At 67.0% G+C, this 16,324-nt stretch carries 17 protein-coding genes; 6 read left to right on the top strand and 11 right to left on the bottom strand.

Annotated elements, in window-relative coordinates; all coding sequences use genetic code 11:
- Nucleotides 1-128: 128 nt before the first annotated feature.
- The 3 genes from LC062_RS04350 to LC062_RS04340 all read left to right on the top strand — a co-directional run bounded on the left by LC062_RS04350 (nucleotide 129) and on the right by LC062_RS04340 (nucleotide 2,817).
- A complete protein-coding gene (locus LC062_RS04350; RefSeq protein ID WP_224909818.1) occupies nucleotides 129-554 on the top strand; it encodes a DUF805 domain-containing protein in 426 nt (141 codons plus the stop codon).
- Between the two features lie 46 nt (nucleotides 555-600).
- Nucleotides 601-1,776 (top strand): succinyl-diaminopimelate desuccinylase, encoded by a 1,176-nt coding sequence (gene dapE / locus LC062_RS04345; RefSeq protein WP_224909817.1) that lies wholly within the window; start codon nucleotides 601-603, stop codon nucleotides 1,774-1,776.
- Nucleotides 1,777-1,884: 108 nt separating this feature from the next.
- The gene (locus LC062_RS04340; RefSeq protein ID WP_224909816.1) at nucleotides 1,885-2,817 is read left to right on the top strand and encodes a DUF2189 domain-containing protein; all 933 of its coding nucleotides are present in this window, start codon (nucleotides 1,885-1,887) and stop codon (nucleotides 2,815-2,817) included.
- On the opposite strand, the gene truA is transcribed toward LC062_RS04340, so the two are convergent.
- The 4 genes from truA to def all read right to left on the bottom strand — a co-directional run bounded on the left by truA (nucleotide 2,784) and on the right by def (nucleotide 5,836).
- Nucleotides 2,784-3,596 (bottom strand): tRNA pseudouridine(38-40) synthase TruA, encoded by an 813-nt coding sequence (gene truA / locus LC062_RS04335; protein ID WP_224909815.1) that lies wholly within the window; start codon nucleotides 3,594-3,596, stop codon nucleotides 2,784-2,786. The two genes, LC062_RS04340 and truA, sit on opposite strands and share 34 nt — an antisense overlap.
- A gap of 22 nt (nucleotides 3,597-3,618) precedes the next feature.
- Nucleotides 3,619-4,146 (bottom strand): GNAT family N-acetyltransferase, encoded by a 528-nt coding sequence (locus LC062_RS04330; protein ID WP_224909814.1) that lies wholly within the window; start codon nucleotides 4,144-4,146, stop codon nucleotides 3,619-3,621.
- A 105-nt stretch (nucleotides 4,147-4,251) separates the two neighbouring features.
- Nucleotides 4,252-5,211: a methionyl-tRNA formyltransferase gene (gene fmt / locus LC062_RS04325; RefSeq protein WP_224909813.1), complete on the bottom strand. Its 960-nt coding sequence runs from the start codon at nucleotides 5,209-5,211 to the stop codon at nucleotides 4,252-4,254.
- Between the two features lie 103 nt (nucleotides 5,212-5,314).
- Nucleotides 5,315-5,836, bottom strand: a complete 522-nt coding sequence (def, locus tag LC062_RS04320) for a peptide deformylase (RefSeq protein ID WP_224909812.1) — start codon at nucleotides 5,834-5,836, stop codon at nucleotides 5,315-5,317.
- Nucleotides 5,837-5,958: 122 nt separating this feature from the next.
- On the opposite strand from def, the gene LC062_RS04315 reads away from it, so the two are divergent.
- Both LC062_RS04315 and LC062_RS04310 read left to right on the top strand, forming a co-directional pair.
- Nucleotides 5,959-7,197, top strand: a complete 1,239-nt coding sequence (locus LC062_RS04315) for a DNA recombination protein RmuC (RefSeq protein ID WP_224909811.1) — start codon at nucleotides 5,959-5,961, stop codon at nucleotides 7,195-7,197.
- Nucleotides 7,198-7,330: 133 nt separating this feature from the next.
- Nucleotides 7,331-8,275, top strand: coding sequence for a 2-hydroxyacid dehydrogenase (locus LC062_RS04310; protein ID WP_224909810.1), 945 nt, complete (start codon nucleotides 7,331-7,333; stop codon nucleotides 8,273-8,275).
- 19 nt (nucleotides 8,276-8,294) lie between these two features.
- On the opposite strand, the gene LC062_RS04305 is transcribed toward LC062_RS04310, so the two are convergent.
- The 4 genes from LC062_RS04305 to LC062_RS04290 all read right to left on the bottom strand — a co-directional run bounded on the left by LC062_RS04305 (nucleotide 8,295) and on the right by LC062_RS04290 (nucleotide 11,761).
- Nucleotides 8,295-8,756: a response regulator gene (locus tag LC062_RS04305; RefSeq protein WP_224909809.1), complete on the bottom strand. Its 462-nt coding sequence runs from the start codon at nucleotides 8,754-8,756 to the stop codon at nucleotides 8,295-8,297.
- A 259-nt stretch (nucleotides 8,757-9,015) separates the two neighbouring features.
- The gene (locus tag LC062_RS04300; protein WP_224909808.1) at nucleotides 9,016-9,891 is read right to left on the bottom strand and encodes a C40 family peptidase; all 876 of its coding nucleotides are present in this window, start codon (nucleotides 9,889-9,891) and stop codon (nucleotides 9,016-9,018) included.
- Between the two features lie 3 nt (nucleotides 9,892-9,894).
- Complete coding sequence (locus tag LC062_RS04295; RefSeq protein ID WP_224909807.1) at nucleotides 9,895-10,245, bottom strand: MarR family transcriptional regulator; 351 nt, start codon at nucleotides 10,243-10,245, stop codon at nucleotides 9,895-9,897.
- A gap of 112 nt (nucleotides 10,246-10,357) precedes the next feature.
- Nucleotides 10,358-11,761 (bottom strand): leucyl aminopeptidase family protein, encoded by a 1,404-nt coding sequence (locus LC062_RS04290; protein ID WP_404829676.1) that lies wholly within the window; start codon nucleotides 11,759-11,761, stop codon nucleotides 10,358-10,360.
- 198 nt (nucleotides 11,762-11,959) lie between these two features.
- On the opposite strand from LC062_RS04290, the gene LC062_RS04285 reads away from it, so the two are divergent.
- The gene (locus LC062_RS04285) at nucleotides 11,960-12,796 is read left to right on the top strand and encodes a tetratricopeptide repeat protein (protein ID WP_224909806.1); all 837 of its coding nucleotides are present in this window, start codon (nucleotides 11,960-11,962) and stop codon (nucleotides 12,794-12,796) included.
- Nucleotides 12,797-12,958: 162 nt separating this feature from the next.
- Here LC062_RS04285 and LC062_RS04280 read toward each other — a convergent pair whose 3' ends face one another.
- The 3 genes from LC062_RS04280 to LC062_RS04270 all read right to left on the bottom strand — a co-directional run.
- The gene (locus LC062_RS04280) at nucleotides 12,959-13,942 is read right to left on the bottom strand and encodes a type II secretion system F family protein (RefSeq protein ID WP_224909805.1); all 984 of its coding nucleotides are present in this window, start codon (nucleotides 13,940-13,942) and stop codon (nucleotides 12,959-12,961) included.
- Between the two features lie 13 nt (nucleotides 13,943-13,955).
- Nucleotides 13,956-14,975, bottom strand: a complete 1,020-nt coding sequence (locus LC062_RS04275) for a type II secretion system F family protein (RefSeq protein ID WP_224909804.1) — start codon at nucleotides 14,973-14,975, stop codon at nucleotides 13,956-13,958.
- Nucleotides 14,968-16,324 (bottom strand): CpaF family protein (locus LC062_RS04270; protein ID WP_224909803.1); only part of this gene is annotated, 1,357 nt, incomplete at its 5' end. The genes LC062_RS04275 and LC062_RS04270, both read right to left, overlap by 8 nt.

Raw genomic sequence — 16,324 nt, 5'->3', positions numbered from 1 at the left:
GCGGCGCGCCGGCGCCCCCCCCCCCCCCCCCCGACAGCAGACGTCGCTTTGGCGGCGCGGCTTGATTGTCGCGCCGCCATTGCCTACTTCACCTTCATCTCCTTGATCGCGCCGACACAAAGGCCTCCATGTCCGCTCCCCAACCCCACCCCGGTCCCCACGGACCGCTCTGGCTGTTCTTCAACCCGATCGGCCGGATCTCGCGCGAGCCTTATTGGCTTGCCTTCGGACTGGTGTGGGCGCTGTTCGCCATTCCCCTCAGCATCTGGCTGCAGACCCTCGATTTCGACGCCGGCGTCACCCAGGTCGATCTGGCCGATTTCGTCGATTCCAACCCGTTGATGCCGTTCATGCTGCTGGCCCTGCAATGGGTGGAACTGGCGCTGGTGATCAAGCGGCTGCAGGACCGGGGGCTGACCGGCTTCCTGGCGATCCTGGTGTTCGTCCCGCTGTTCAACATCCTGTTCATCATCGCCCTTGGCTTCCTGCCCGGCAATCCGGGACCGAACGTCTACGGCCCCGGCCCGAACAGCCGCTGGCAACGTCCGAAGTAGCCCTTCGCCGCCTGCCCTTTCCCCTCCCGTTCCGCAAGGACCGCCGATGACCGCCTCCTCCCTGTCGCCCGCCGCAGCGCTTGCCCGCGACCTGTTGCGCTGCCCCTCCGTCACCCCGGCGGAAGGCGGCGCGCTGACGCTGTTGCAGGAGCGGCTGGAGGCCGCCGGTTTCACCGTCTCGCGGGTGGTGTTTTCCGAGCCCGGAACGCCGGATATCGACAATCTGTTCGCCACCATCGGCGGCGGCGCACCGCATTTCGTCTTCGCCGGCCACACGGATGTGGTCCCGGCCGGCGACACCGCCGCCTGGCGGCACGATCCCTTCGCCGGTACGGTTGACGACGGCATTCTTTACGGACGCGGCGCCGTGGACATGAAGGGCGGCATTGCCGCCTTCGCCGCTGCGGCCATCGACTTCCTCGCCGCCCGGGGCCGGGCGCTGCCGGGCACGATCTCGCTGCTGATCACCGGCGACGAGGAAGGCCCGGCGATCAACGGCACGGTCAAGCTGCTCGACTGGGCGCGGGCGCAAGGACACCGGTTTGACGCCTGCATCGTCGGCGAGCCGACCAATCCGAACGCGCTCGGCGATGCCATCAAGGTCGGCCGGCGCGGCTCGCTCTCCGGCACGGTGACGGTGACCGGGGTGCAGGGCCATGTGGCCTATCCGCATCTGGCGAAGAACCCGGTGCCCGACCTGATGGCGCTCGTCGGCGCGCTCACCACCCTGTCCCTTGATGCGGGCAACGAACGGTTCCAGCCGTCCAATCTGGAAATCACCTCGGTGGATGTGGGCAACACCGCCTTCAACGTCATCCCCCGTCAGGCGGAAGCCCGGTTCAACATCCGCTTCAACGACCAGTGGACGCTGGAGAGCCTTCGCGCGCGCATCCGGGCCGCGCTGGAGGGGGGGTCCGGCCTTTCCTGCGACTGGTCGCTTTGCTTCAAGAGCGATGCCAGCGAGAGCTTCCTCACTCATGACGCGGCGCTGATCGACACGCTCGCCGATGCGGTCGAAGCGGAAACCGGCAAGCGCCCGGAGCTCTCCACCGGCGGCGGCACCTCCGACGCCCGGTTCATCAAGAACCATTGCCCGGTGGTGGAGTTCGGTCTTGTCGGCCAGACCATGCATCAGGTGGACGAGCGGGTGCCGCTCGATGAACTCGACCGGCTGGCGGCGATCTACCGCCGCTTCCTGGAGACCTATTTCCCGGCGGGCTGATCGCCCCCCGGCCCATCCGCAAGACGCTGCCGACGACACGCCGCTGGCCGAACCGGCCGGCAGGTGCCATTCTTCCTCCAAACGAGAAAAAAACTCGGAGGAGAACGAATGGCCGTCAATGACAGCAACACCCCCAGAGACCCGGGCGGCGGGCCGGCGCCCGCCGCTTCTTCCCCCTCGCAGTCCCCTTCCCCCTCGCCGGCACCGTCCCGGCGCCCCGATCCTACCCGGGTCAACAGGATCACCTTCAACGAGATCGTCGATGCACTCGGGCTCGGAATGCGCGACTTTCGCCGCGCACCGGTCTACGGGCTGTTCTTCGGCGGGGTCTATGCCCTTGGCGGGATCCTCGTCCTGTTGAGCGCCTCGGCGCTGAACATGAGCTACCTCAGCTATCCGCTGGCCGTCGGCTTCGGCCTGATCGGGCCGTTCATCGCCGTCGGGCTCTACGAGGTGAGCCGCCGTCTTGAGACGGGCCAGCGGCTCGACTGGCCCGGCGTGCTTGGCGTCATCTGGGAGCAGCGCCGCCGGGAACTGGCCTGGATGGCCTTCGTCGTGCTGTTCGTGCAGATCATGTGGATGTATCAGGTGCGCCTGCTGCTGGCGCTGTTCCTCGGCTTCCAGTCCTTCGCCAGCTTCACCGCCTTCCTCGAGGTGGTGGTGACCACGCCGGAGGGGCTGATGTTCCTGCTCATCGGCAACGTGATCGGCGCGGCGCTGTCCGTGGTGCTGTTCTCGCTGACGGTGGTGTCCTTCCCGATGCTGCTCGACCGGGAGGTGGATTTCATCACCGCGATGATCACCAGCGTGCGCTCGGTGGTGACGAGCCCGGTGCCGATGATCGGCTGGGCGCTGATCGTCACCGTGACGCTGCTGATCTCGATGCTGCCGTTCTTCGTCGGGCTGGTGGTGACCCTGCCGATCCTTGGCCATGCCACCTGGCATCTCTACCGCCGGCTGGTGCCGGCCGAAACGGCGGAAGCGGGGCCGCAGTCAGGCCCGGCTGCTCACTCCGATGCCGCCCCGTCCGGCGCCGACTGAGCCAGATAGGCCGCGCGCGCCGCGCGGTCTTCCTCGGCGGAGCGATAGTCGACGGCGGTGAGATAGAGCCCGTCCGCCGGCGCGACCGGACCGCAGGCACGCCGGTCGCGCGCCGCCAGCGCCTTGGTGACATCCGCCGGCGCCCAGCGGCCCTCGCCGACGAGGCGCAGGGTGCCGACCATCGAGCGCACCTGATTGTGCAGGAAGGAACGGGAGCTGCATTCCGCGATCACCAGATCGCCCTCGCGGTAGACGCGGAACGCTTCCAGCGTCTTCACCGGGCTTTTCGCCTGACAGCGCGAATGACGGAAGGTGGTGAAGTCGTGGTGACCGACGAAGGCCTGTGCCGCCTGATGCATCGCCTCGGCGTCGAGCGGGTTCTTCACATGCCAGGCAAGGCCGAGCTCATGGGTGAGCGGCGGCACCCGGTTGACGATGCGATAGCGGTAGTGGCGGCGGATCGCGGAGAAGCGGGCATCGAACCCCTCCTCCATGCGCTCGCATGCGAGGATCGCCACCGGGTCCGGCAGGCAGTGGAAGTTCAAGGCGCCCAGCGCCTTTTCCGCCGGCCAGTCGCGGGCGAGATCCATATGGGCAACCTGGCCAAGGGCATGCACGCCGGAATCGGTGCGCCCGGCGCCGCCGATCGTCACGCTCTCGCCGCAGAAGCGGAAGATGGCGCGTTCGATCACCGCTTGCACCGACGGGCCATTGTCCTGGCGCTGCCAGCCCACGAAGGGGCGGCCGTCATATTCCACCGTCAGCTTGTAGCGGGGCATGGTCTGAACGCTCGCAAGATCGCTATTCGAAGGCCTCGAAGGGCGTGGCGAAGGTGACCTCGACCGGCAGCCCGTCGCGGGCGGCGGGCGTCAGCGCCAGCGCCTGGAAGGCATCGCCGGCATAAGGCGCGCTGACCTTGCGCGCCAGCACCGGATCGAAGCCGAAACGGGGGTAGTAGGCCGGAGGACCGAGCACCAGCACCAGATCCTCACCGGCGGCGCGCAGATCGTCGAGCGCGGCGCGGATCAGGGCGCTGCCGATGCCCTGCTTCTGCAGGTTCGGCCAGACCGAAACCGGAGCGAGACAGGAAATTTCCAGCCTGTGCCCCTGGCCGGCGCCGGTCACCCGGGAAAACGCCACATGGCCGACGATCTGTCCGGAGCGATCGCAGGCGACCCGCTCCAGCACCAGCGCGCCGCAGGCGCGAAGCTCGCGCACCAGATGCGCCTCGTCGGGCTGACCGAAGGCGGCGGCAATCAGTTCAGCGATGTCCTCCGCATCCCCCGGCAGGACGGCACGAATGGTAAGAGGCGTCGCGGTCCCGGTCATGAAGGTCTTGTCCGTTGTCGTTGGCTCTGTGGCTGAGATGCGGGGTAGCAAAGGAACGCGTCGGCGTCGATGCAAAACTGTCGCGGTGGTGCCAGGGCCGCGCTCTCAGTGGACCAGATCCCCGGCGGCGAGCTGCGCGCCGCGCTGAAACTCGGCCACCGCCATCGGCTTGCGCCCCGCCCGCTGCAGCTGGACCAGACGCAGCGCGCCAGACCCGCAGGCAATGACGACGCCTTCCGCCGCATCGGCCGACAGGACCGTGCCAGGCGCGGTGCCCACCGGCACATCGATACCGGTTTCCAGAGCGCTGCGCAGCAGCTTGACCCGCTCACGCTTGCCGCCAAGCTCCATTTCGCACCAGGCACCGGGAAAGGGCGACAGGCCGCGAATGTGATTGTGCACCTCCTCGGCCGAACGGGTCCAGTCGACACGGGTTTCGCCCTTGTCGATCTTGCGGGCGTAGGTCACCCCCTCCGCCGCTTGCGGTGTCGGTGCCAGCGCGCCGCGCGACAGGGCGGCCAGCGCCCGCACCATCAGGTCGCCGCCCAGCGCGGCGAGCCGGTCGTGCAGCTCGCCCGCCGTCATGGTGTCGCCAATGGCGATCCGCTCGGCCATGTAGACCGGGCCGGTGTCCAGCCCCTCCTCCATGCGCATCACTTCCACGCCGGTTTCCGCGTCCCCGGCCATGATCGCCCGGTTGATCGGCGCGGCGCCGCGCCAGCGCGGCAGCAGCGAGGCATGAAGATTGACGCAGCCATGGGTCGGCGTCTCCAGGATCGCCAGCGGCAACAAGAGGCCATAGGCCACCACCACGGCCACATCCGGGCTGAGGCTAGCGAAGCGGGCCTGCTCCTCCTCCGACTTCAGGCTCTCTGGCGTGAAGACGTCGATGCCGAGGGTTTCCGCCGCCTGATGCACCGCCGACTTGCGCTCGGCCATGCCCCGACCGGCCTTGCGCGGCGGCTGGGTGTAGCACGCCACCACATCATGGCCCTGACCGACGATTTCCATCAGGGTCGGAACGGCGAAATCCGGCGTTCCCATGAAGACGATCCGCAGGCTCATGATCTTCCTTTTCGGGCACCAGCGCCGTCGCGGCGGCAGGCCGTTTTCGTGTCATGGGGTGGGGTGGCGGCGCCGGTCACAGCGCCCCGTCAGAGCGTCCCGGTCAGAGCGCCTTGGCGTTGAAGCGGGCCTGTTTGGTGAACTTCTTCATCACCCGCTCCCGCTTCAGCTTGGAGATATGGTCGATGAACAGCACGCCGTTGAGGTGGTCGATCTCATGTTGCAGGCAGGTGGCGAGCAGGCCGTCGGCCTCCAGCTCGCAGGGCTTTCCTTCCCGGTCGAGGAAGGTGACCTTGATCCGCGCCGGACGCTCCACGTCCTCGTAGTATTCGGGGATCGACAGGCAGCCTTCCTGATAGACTGACAGCTCCGGCGAGCTCCAGACGATCTCCGGGTTCACCACCACCATCGGCTGGGCGTCCTCGCCCTCACGGGCGACATCCATCACGAGCATCCGCTTGGGCTCGCCGATCTGGATCGCCGCAAGGCCGATGCCCGGCGCCGCATACATGGTTTCCAGCATGTCGTCGGCCAGTTGGCGAATGCCGTCGTCGACCGTGGCAACCGGTTCGCTGACCCGGCGCAGTTCCGCGTCGGGGAGGATCAGAATGTCTCGTTTTGTCATGCCGGTGAGATATGGGATGCCAGCGCCGACGTCAACGCGCGCAATGGCACACGGCCCGGATTCCGCCAATGAAATGCGCGTCGCCGTTTTGCGGCGGCGACGAATGTTCTATATTTGTTTCCATGTCATCGATTCTGTTCACCCTCGGAGACCGCCCCATCGACACCGGCACGGCCGTGGCAGCGGGCGCTGGCCTTGCCCTGTGCCTGCTGCTGGCGCTGCTCTTGCTGGCGTTCCGGCAGGCGGCGGCGCGGCGCCGGGCCGAATGGCAGGCAGCGGAACAGGCGCGCGAGCTGGAAGCACGCATCGCCGATCTCCTGAAGGTGCAGTCGGAAATGACCGGGCGGATGCAGACCATGGCCGAGGTGTTCGGCTCGCGCCAGGGCGACCTGATGCGCGCGGTCAACGACCGGCTCGACGGCATGAGCCACAAGCTCGGCCAGTCGATGGCGGAAACGAGCCGGCGCACCCATGATGGCCTGCGCCACCTGCATGAACGGCTGGCGGTGATCGACCGGGCCCAGCGCACCATCGCCGACCTCAGCGGCCAGGTCGGCGCGCTGCAATCGATCCTCAGCGACAAGCAGACGCGCGGCGCCTTCGGCCAGGGGCGAATGGAGGCGATCGTCCAGGACGCGCTGCCCAATGGGGCCTATGCGTTTCAGGCGACGCTGTCCAGCAACGCCCGCCCGGATTGCCTGATCACCATGCCGAACGGCGCCCCGCCGCTGGTGGTCGATGCCAAGTTTCCGCTGGAGGCCTATAACCTGATCCGCGCGGCGGACACGCCCGAGGCGCAAAAGCCGGCCCGGGCGCAGTTCCGGCGCGACATCGCCAAGCATCTGATCGACATCAAGGAACGCTACCTGATCCCCGGCGAGACCCAGGACACGGCCTTCATGTTCGTGCCCTCGGAAAGCATCTTCGCCGAATTGCACGAACAGTTCCCCGATCTGGTGCAGCGGGCGCACCGGATCCGGGTGGTGATCGTCTCCCCCTCCCTGCTCGCCCTGTCGATCCAGGTGGTGCAATCGGTGCTGCGCGATGCGCGGATGCGCGAAGAGGCCCATCTGATCCAGGCGCAGGTGGCGCATCTGGTGGAAGATGTCACGAGGCTCGACGGGCGGGTGCGCAAGCTGCACAGCCATTTCGGCCAGGCGGCAAAGGACATCGATCAGATCCTGATCTCCACCGACAAGATCGGCAAGCGCGGTCAGGCGATTGGCGAGCTCGACCTGGCCCCGCCCGCCACCGCCGCCGCCCGGCCCAAGGCAACGACCGAGGGGACCGCTACCGGTATGGATGCACGCCAGATGGACGGCACCGCTGCCGCGCCAACGTCCACGCCTTGGGAGAGCTGAGCCTGAGCGCGGCCATCGCCGCTTTGCCACCGGGGCGCGAACAGGCTAACAAAAGAAACGGTCCGGCTCCGGACCTGGCGCGCCGGTTCTGGCATCCGCTTTCCCTTCCCCCTTCCCCGGCAGGAGTTTCACCATGTCGCTCTTGATCGCCACCGCAGGCTGGTCTTCCGAACGCTGGGCCGAGCGGATGCGCCAGCGGTTCCCCGGCCGCGACATCCAGATCTGGCCGGAAAAGACGGACGATCTCGCGGATATCGACTATGTGCTGGCCTGGAAGGCACCGGCCGAGGTGCTGCGGGCCTGCCCCAATCTGAAGGTGATTTTCTCGCTCGGCGCCGGGGTCGATCACCTGCTCTCAGATCCGCAGATGCCCGAGGTGCCGATTGTCCGCGTGGTCGATCCGGACCTGACCGAGCGTATGTGCGAATGGGTGGTGTTCCAGGTGCTGCTGCACCATCGCCAGCATCTCCAGTATACGGCGCAGCAAGCCGCCCGCGACTGGGCGCCGCTGCCGCAGCCGAGCGCGCGGGAGGTGCGGGTCGGCATTCTCGGCCTCGGCGTTCTGGGCGCCCGGGCCGGGCAGGCGCTCGCCGGCCTCGGCTTTCAGGTCGCCGGCTGGGCGCGCGGCCTCAAGGCAATCGAGGGGATCGAGAGCTTTGCCGGGGCGGAGGAACTCGGCGCCTTCCTCGAGCGCACCGACATTCTGGTCAACCTGTTACCGCTGACGCCTGAGACCCGCCATCTGGTCGACCACGCGCTGCTGTCACGGCTGGCACGGGACGGGGCGCGTGGCGGGCCGGTGTTCATCAACGCCGGACGCGGCGGCAGCCAGGTGGAGGCGGATATCGCCCGGGCACTTGGCGACGGCACCTTGACCGGCGCCAGCCTCGACGTGTTCGAGACCGAGCCCTTGCCGGCGACAAGCCCGCTGTGGCACGCGCCCAATCTGGTGATCTCACCGCATGTGGCCGCCGACAGCGACCCTGAAGCGCTGTCTCTTTACATCGAGGCGCAGATTCGCAGCTTCGAGGCCGGGGCGGGCCTGCGCAACGTGGTCGATCCGGCCGCCGGCTACTGAGCCTTTACCTGGGCGCTGGTCAGCAGTGGAACCGGCGCGCCGCCGCGAACCACGTGGCAACAACCTCACCGGCCACTTGCGCCAACTGGCGCGGATCCCGCGTTTGGCGATAGACCGCGGCGAAGAGAGGGTCGGCTGCCGGCAGGTCGCCCCCCTCCTCGGCCAGCCCCTCCTCGGCCGACCCTTCCTCGGTCAGCTCGATGACCGGCAAAAGCTCCGGATCGAAACGCTTGCGCAGCCGTGCGGCCAGCTCCGCACCGCTCATGTCGAGAAGCGACCGATTGGTGACGAGGCAGTCGAAGGGCGGCCCGGCCTCCTGCCGGTCGCTGCGCGCGATCAGGTCGAGCGCGGCCTGCCCGGTCATCACCCGGCGCACGCGAATGTTGCTGGAGATGCCCAGGAGCGCCTCGCGGAACAGGCGGGCGGCTTCGGTGTCGGCTTCCACATGAAGGAAAACCACATGCGGAATGGTCAATGGCATTGCGGGGCCCCGGCGCTGGTTTTGCAAAGACGAGATCCGCGCGCCCCCCGCGTCACCCTCTCGCCATCCGTAACGGAAGCGCCCCGTTTATTTAGCCCGCAAAGCGCTTACAATTGCGCCACGCGCATATCTGGCTTCCAGATCTGCATGGATTCCGATTGCTTCAAAAACCTCTCCACGACCGCACAAATCATTCCCCCAGATCTTCCGCAGGGAAATTCCCGAAAAACGCAGGTCGCGGATTTCCGTTTTTATTTTCTCACCCGCCAACCCTGCGGCAGGCGGTCACCTCGCCCCACTCGGTGCGGGCGATCCGCTCCACCGCCGCCTCGAGCGGCTCATAGGCAACGGTCATGGTGTAGCCATTGGCATGCAGCAGGGTGTCGGGCGCGGCCATGATCGCCACATGCCCCTTCCAGAACACCAGATCGCCGCGCCGCAGCTCCGGCAGCCCTTGCGAGATGTCCAGCGCGGTGCCGAACCGCGCTTCCTGCATGTCGCTGTCGCGGGGGCAGTCGTGGCCGGCCGCCAGCGCCGGCAGCTGCACGAGCGCCGAGCAATCGAGACCGAGCGAGCTGCGCCCGCCCCACAGATAAGGCGTGCCGAGAAACAGCTCCGCCTGGCCGACCCAATCCTCGGCCCGGTGGTCGACCGGCACCAGGTGACGTTCGACCATGGCCGAGCCATCGGCCAGCAGCGCATAGGCCAGACCGCGCGTCACGGTACGACCCACCACCTTGACCCGGGCGCCGAAGGACAACAGGCCGAGCGGCGGGAACTTCAGATCGGCGACCGGATAACGGTAGCTGCGCAGCACCGCCACCCGGTGGGTCGGCGGCGCGCCGGCCGGCGCCAGTGCTGCGGAGGGCAGAAAGCCGACATAGCCATCGGTCTCCAACTGCCCCCAGCACCAGCCATCGCCGGTGTCTTCGTAAACCGTCACCCGCTCACCGTGCAGCGCCTCGCTGTCGATCGGCCGGGAGAGGTCCGCCACCGGACGAAGCGCCACCTGATCGGCCACCACCTGCATGGCCGTGCCATCGGCAAAGCGCCGGTCGCTGACCCGGCCGCGATAGTCGCTGGCGGCAAGGTCCGCCCGAACCGGATGAAAGCGTCTGTCGAAGATCTCGGTCATCGGTTACCGTCCAAGTGTCGCCGCCTTGTCGACGATGATATCGCCAACGCTTTCCAGATAAAGCGCGCCGGCGACCGTGCGGGTCACCACCACGTTGCGCCGGTCCGCCTCGTCCCGCCGGCGGGACAGGAGCTTCATCGCGCCGAGCGTATCGAGCGCGCGGGTGATCACCGGCTTGGTGACGTTCAACCGGCTGGCCAGCCCGCGCACGGTGTGGGGCGGCGGCTCCAGATACACCGTCAGCAGGATGGCCATCTGCCGTGCCGTCAAATCCTGATCCCCGTCCCGGACCATCGCCATCGTGACCTCATGCCACAACCGCAAAGCCTGGGACGGACGCATGTCGAGGCCCATCCGCTCACCATTTCTTCCCCGCCACTCCCGGTGGCGTCGGTGCACTGTGACACGAAACCGTTTCGGCTCCGTTATCGAGATCGCGGCAAGCGGCGTTTGCAGCCAGAGCCGATCAGCCGACCGGATAGCGCTCCTCCAGCACGGAGAACAGCGCCCGGATGCCCTGCGCCTCGCCGCCCGCCGGATGGCCCGGCCGTTCGAACGGGTTCCAGCCATAGACGTCGAGATGGGCCCAGGTGCCCGCATTTTCGACGAAGCGGGACAGGAACAGCGCCGCCGTCACCGACCCGGCAAAGCCGGCGCCGCGGGTGTTGATGTGGTTGATGTCGGCGATGCTGCTGTCGAGATAGCTCATGTAGGGCGCCCAGAGCGGCAGCCGCCACAGCGGATCGGCGACCGCTTCGGAGGCGGTGGCCAGGCGCGCGGCGAACGCCTCGTCGGCGGTGTAGAAGGGCGGCAGCTCCGGGCCGAGCGCGACCCGCGCGGCGCCGGTGAGGGTGGCCATGTCGATCATCAGATCGGGCTTTTCTTCATCGGCCAGCGCCAGCGCATCGGCCAGCACCAGCCGCCCTTCGGCGTCGGTGTTGCCGATTTCCACGCTCAAGCCCTTGCGGCTCGGCAGCACGTCGCCGGGGCGGAAGGCCGAACCGGAAATCGCGTTTTCCACCGCCGGAACGACGACCCTGAGGCGCACCGGCAACCGCGCGGCCATGATCATCGAGGCCAGCGCCAGCACGTTGGCCGCGCCGCCCATGTCCTTCTTCATCAGCCCCATGGCGCTGGCCGGCTTGATGTCGAGGCCGCCGGTGTCGAACACCACCCCCTTGCCGATGAGGCTGACCTTCGGGTGGTCCTCCTCCCCCCAGCGGCAATCGATCAGGCGCGGCGCCCGGCTGCTCGCCCGGCCGACCGCATGGACCATCGGAAATCCAGCCTCCAAGAGGTCATCGCCAACGGTGACGGAGGTCGTCCCGCCATGGCGGGCGAACAGATCGGACGCCGCTGCCGCCAGCTCCTCCGGCCCCAGATCGTTGGCCGGGGTGTTGATCAGATCGCGCGCGAGCTCGACCGCATCGAGGGTCCGGCCGATGCGCTCCAGGTCGACGCCGTCCGCCAGCATCAGCCGCGCGGCAGGCTTTTCCTCAGATGCCTCGCCCACGCTCCGATAGCGCTTGAACCGATAGGCGGACATGGCGAAGGCGAGCGCCGCATCTTCGCCCGACACATCGCCGCCCTCGATCCGGTAGTCGCCGGCCGGCAGCCGGGTCGCCAGCGCACCAACGGCGAAACGGGAAGGTGCGGTCGCCGCGAGACCGAACACTGCGGCGGCCAGCGTCCCATCCGCGCCCGGAACCAGCAACAGCTCACCAGCGCCACCGTCAAAGCCGCAGGCCGCCGCCCAGTCGCGCTCCTCGGGCACCCGGTCTTGCAAGAGAGCGGGAAGCGTCGCCTTGTCGACAAGATGGATCGGGGTGGTGGGCCGGGCCGCATCGAAGGGCAACAGGAACTGGCGCAAGGTCGTCTCACTTCTGACTGATCGAAAAGACACTGGAGATCCCCTGTATAGACCATGAAGACCGCAGGACGGCAAACCCCTGCTTGCCGTGAAACGCAAGCACGCGCAGTCATGTTTAACGAAGCATTAGGGTTAACGACGTATTGATGGGCCTCACGCAATTTGCACTCCCGTTTCTCGCGCCGAGGAGCCCGGTCGATGCCGTTCACGAGCCCCCAGAGGCAAAGCCCCCGGTTTGGCCTCACCGCCTCACGTCTGACCCTTGCCCTGTCGCTGGCAGCAGCCCTGGCGCTTGGCGGCTGCGCATCGTCGAACAAGGCGGTGGGCACCCATGCGGGGCGCGGCGCACCCTATGCAGCGCCCGGCTCGGACCCGGCTCGGCAGGCGGTCGGCTATTGGGGCCAGGCTTATGAACGAGCCCCGGACGACCGGGAGAACATTCTCAACTACGCCGCAGCGCTGCGCCGCAATGGCCAGATACCGCAGGCCGAAGCGGTGCTGCGCAAGGCGGTGATCCAACATCAGCGCGACCGCGATATCGCCGCCGCCTATGGCAAGGTTCTGGCGATGGGCGGCAAGCTGCCGGAGGCGCTGCAAGTGATCGAGGGCGCCCAGACCCCGACCCGTCCGGACTGGCGGCTGATGTCGGCCGCCGCCGCCATCAACGACCAGATGGGCAACACCGCCAAGGCGCGGGCGCTGTACAATCAGGCGCTGAAGATCGCCCCCGGCGAGCCGAGCCTTCTCAACAATCTGGCAATGTCGCATCTTCTGGCCGGCGAAGTGACGCAAGCGGAGACAATCCTGCGCTCCGCCGCCCAGAGCCCGAAAGCCGACAGCCGCATCCGGCAGAATCTGGCGCTGGCCCTCGGCCTGCAGGGACGGTTCGGTGAAGCGGAACAGGTGGCCCGGGCCGAGCTCGATCCGGCGCAGGCGGAACAGAACATCGCCTATCTGAAATCGATGCTGGCGCAGCGCAATTCCTGGGCGGAGATTTCCGCCGCCGACAAGAAGAAAAAGAAACGCGGCAGCTAGGATAGCGTCCGCCCCCATTCAAGCGATGAGCCCAATCACTACGCCTCCGGCCGGATCCCCCGCCGGAGGCGTTTTCGTTGATGGCGCGCGGGTTCACGGGATTGGTCCGCACGCGGACGCGCCTGCCCGCCGGGGCAAGTTTCCGCTCTGAAGAAAGGCAGCCTACTTGAAGGTGGCGAGTACCTGGATGATCACCGGTCCGATGATCACCGCCAGCAGCACCGGCAGGAAGAAGACGATCATCGGCACGGTCAGCTTGGGCGGCAGCGCCGCGGCCTTCTTTTCCGCCGCCTGCATGCGCTGCGAGCGGTTCTCGTCCGCCATCACCCGCAGGGCCTGGGACACGGGCGTGCCATAGCGCTCCGCCTGGATCAGCGCCAGACAGACATTCTTGACCCCCTCCAGCCCCGTGCGCTTGGCAAGGTTTTCGTAGGCGACCCGGCGCTCTCCAAGGAACGACAGTTCCGCGTTGGTGAGAGTCAGTTCCTCGGCCAGCGGCACGGACTGAACGCCGATTTCGTCGGCCACCTTGTGAAAGGCCACCTCGATCGACATGCCCGATTCCACGCAGATCAGCATCAGATCGAGCGCATCCGGCCAGGCCCGGCTGATCGACAGCTGCCGCTTGGCGATGCTGTTGCGCAGGTAGATATCCGGCACATAGTAACCGAGAAAGGCGGCCGCGCAGGCAATCGTCACGGCGATGGTCGGCGATCCCTCGTAGCCGATCACCACATACAGATAGAACAGGGTGGCCAGCAACAGCAGGAACGGCATCACCAGGCGGATGGCCAGGAAGGTGTAAAGCGGTTTGGTGCCACGGAACCCGGCCTGAAGCAGGCGAAGCCGGGTGTTTTCGTCCGACATCAGCGTCTTAAGGTTCAGCCGGTCGACAAGGCGCTGCAACTGCTGCTTAGGCTGGTTGCGCAAGGAGGCACGCGCACTGGACTTCTCGTTCGCCAGCCGGGTGCGCTCGCGGGCGCGCATCTGCTCGCGCTCCAGCGCCACGGACTTCATCCGGCTCTTGAGCTTGTCGCCCTCGAACAGCGGCATCACCAGCGTGAACACGGTGCCGGCGACGGCAATCATGGTCAGGCCGGCGATAATCGTCTGCTGGTTGGCGAGGTCGGAAATGTTCAAGGCCATGGGCGGATCCCGCTCAGAAGTCGAAGTTGATCATTTTCTTCATGATGAGCATGCCCATCGTCATCCAGATGGCGCTGCCGATCAGGATCATGTTGCCGGTCGGATTGGTGAACAGCACCATGATGTAGCTCGGGCTGGTCACGCTCATGACCCCGGCCACCAGGAACGGCAGCGAGCCGATGATCGCGGCGGAGGACTTTGCCTCCTGGCTCATCGCCTGGATCTTGCCCTTCATCGCCCGACGCTCGCGCAGCACCTTCGACAGGTTGCCGAGCGCTTCCGACAGCGAGCCACCGGCCTGGGACTGGATGGCAACCACGATCGCCAGGAAGTTCGCCTCCGGCACCGGCACCCGTTCCGGCAACTTGGCGATCGCCTCGCTCAAGGTAATGCCCATCGCCTGTGCCTCGATGATCTGCCGGAACTCGGTAGCAATCGGCTCGCGCGCCTCGGTGGAAACGATCTGGATGCATTCCCCCAGCGGCAGACCGGCGCGGGTGCCGCGGACGATCACGTCGACCGCATTGGGCAATTCGAGCAGGAACGCCTCGATCCGCTTCTTGCGGCGACGAGAGATATAGAACCGGGGGAGGCCGAAAAACCCGACAAAGGCGATACCGGCGGTCAGGATGTAGGAGGAGGTGGCAAACAGCGCCAGCACCATGCTCACCGCGCCGCAGACGCCCGAGACGATCCAGAACCTCTGCTTGGTCCAGTGCAAGCCGGCCTGGCTGATGCGCTTTTCAAGGCTTGGACGGGCGGCGTCGCGGTGCTTGTCGCGCTCCCGCTCCTCGAATTCCTTCAGCTGGTCCTGCACGGACCTGCGCCGCCGGTCGAGATCGCGCACCCGCTGGGTCGCCTCGCGGCTTTCGGCTCGCGCCTTCACATGCTGCAAACGCTTCATGCCGCGCTTTTCACCGCTGAGACTCGGCTGGAACAGGGCGTAGAGCACCCCGCCGATGGAAAAGGCCACCAGCAGGACCACCGCGATCATGGTCAGTTCCGGCGTCAGCAGGGCCTGAAGATCAGACATGTCCAAGCTCCGAGACTTCGGCGGCATCCAGCGCCGCGCTCAGGCGATGCTCCTCGCCGAAGTAGCGGGCCTTGTCCCAGAACTTCGGCCGGCCGATGCCGGTGGAGCGATGGCGGCCGATCAGTCGGCCATTGGCATCCTCGCCCATCAGGTCGTAGACGAAGATATCCTGGGTGATGACCACATCGCCTTCCATGCCCACCACCTCGGTCACGTGGGTGATCCGCCGGGACCCGTCCCGCAGTCGCTGCGCCTGCACGATCACGTCGATCGAGGCGACGATCATCTCGCGCAAGGTGCGCGAGGGCAGCGAGAAGCCACCCATCGTGATCATCGATTCGATACGCGACAGGGCCTCGCGCGGGCTGTTGGCGTGCAAGGTGCCCATCGAGCCGTCATGGCCGGTGTTCATCGCCTGCAGCAGGTCGAACGCTTCCGGTCCGCGCACCTCGCCGACGATGATCCGCTCGGGCCGCATGCGCAGGCAGTTCTTGACCAGATCGCGCATGGTCACCTCACCCTCGCCTTCGAGGTTCGGCGGGCGGGTTTCCAGGCGCACCACATGCGGCTGCTGAAGCTGCAGTTCCGCCGAATCCTCGCAAGTGATGATGCGTTCGGTGAGGTCGATATAGGCGGTCAGGCAGTTGAGCAGGGTGGTCTTGCCCGAGCCCGTGCCTCCGGAAATCAGCACGTTGCACCGACTGCGGCCGATGATCTCCAGGATGGTCGCCCCCTCCGGCGTGATCGACCCGAACTGGACCAGCTGCTTCAGCGTCAGCTTGTCCTTCTTGAACTTGCGAATGGTCAGGGTCGGACCGTCGATCGCCAGCGGCGGCGCGATCACATTGACGCGCGAGCCGTCCGGCAGGCGCGCGTCGCAGATCGGGCTGGCTTCGTCGACGCGCCGGCCGACCTGGCTGACAATCCGCTGGCAGATGTTCATCAGCTGCTTGTTGTCGCGGAAGCGAACGCTGGTCTGCTGCATCTGCCCTTCGGTCTCGATGTAGACCGTGTCGGCGCCATTGACCATGATGTCGGCGATGTCGTCGCGGGCGAGCAACGGCTCCAGCGGCCCGTAGCCCAGGACGTCGTTGCAGATATCCTCAAGCAGGTCCTCCTGCTCGGAGATCGACATGACGACATTCTTCAGCGCGATGATGTCGTTGACGACGTCGCGGATTTCCTCGCGCGCATCCTCCGCGCTCATGCGCGTCAGCATCGACAGGTCGATGGCCTCGACCAGCGCGTTGAAGATCGAGGCCTTGGTGGCGTAGTAATCGTCGGAACGGCGCGCCGCCGGCTTGGGTGCGGCGGGCGCCGGTCTGGCCGACGCGGCGGGCGCGGGCGGC

It is taken from the genome of Stappia indica (genome assembly GCF_020177335.1).
Taxonomy (GTDB): Bacteria; Pseudomonadota; Alphaproteobacteria; order Rhizobiales; family Stappiaceae; genus Stappia; species Stappia indica_B.
Note: the sequence above shows the minus strand (reverse complement) of the source record. Positions and strands in the feature narration are given on the sequence as shown.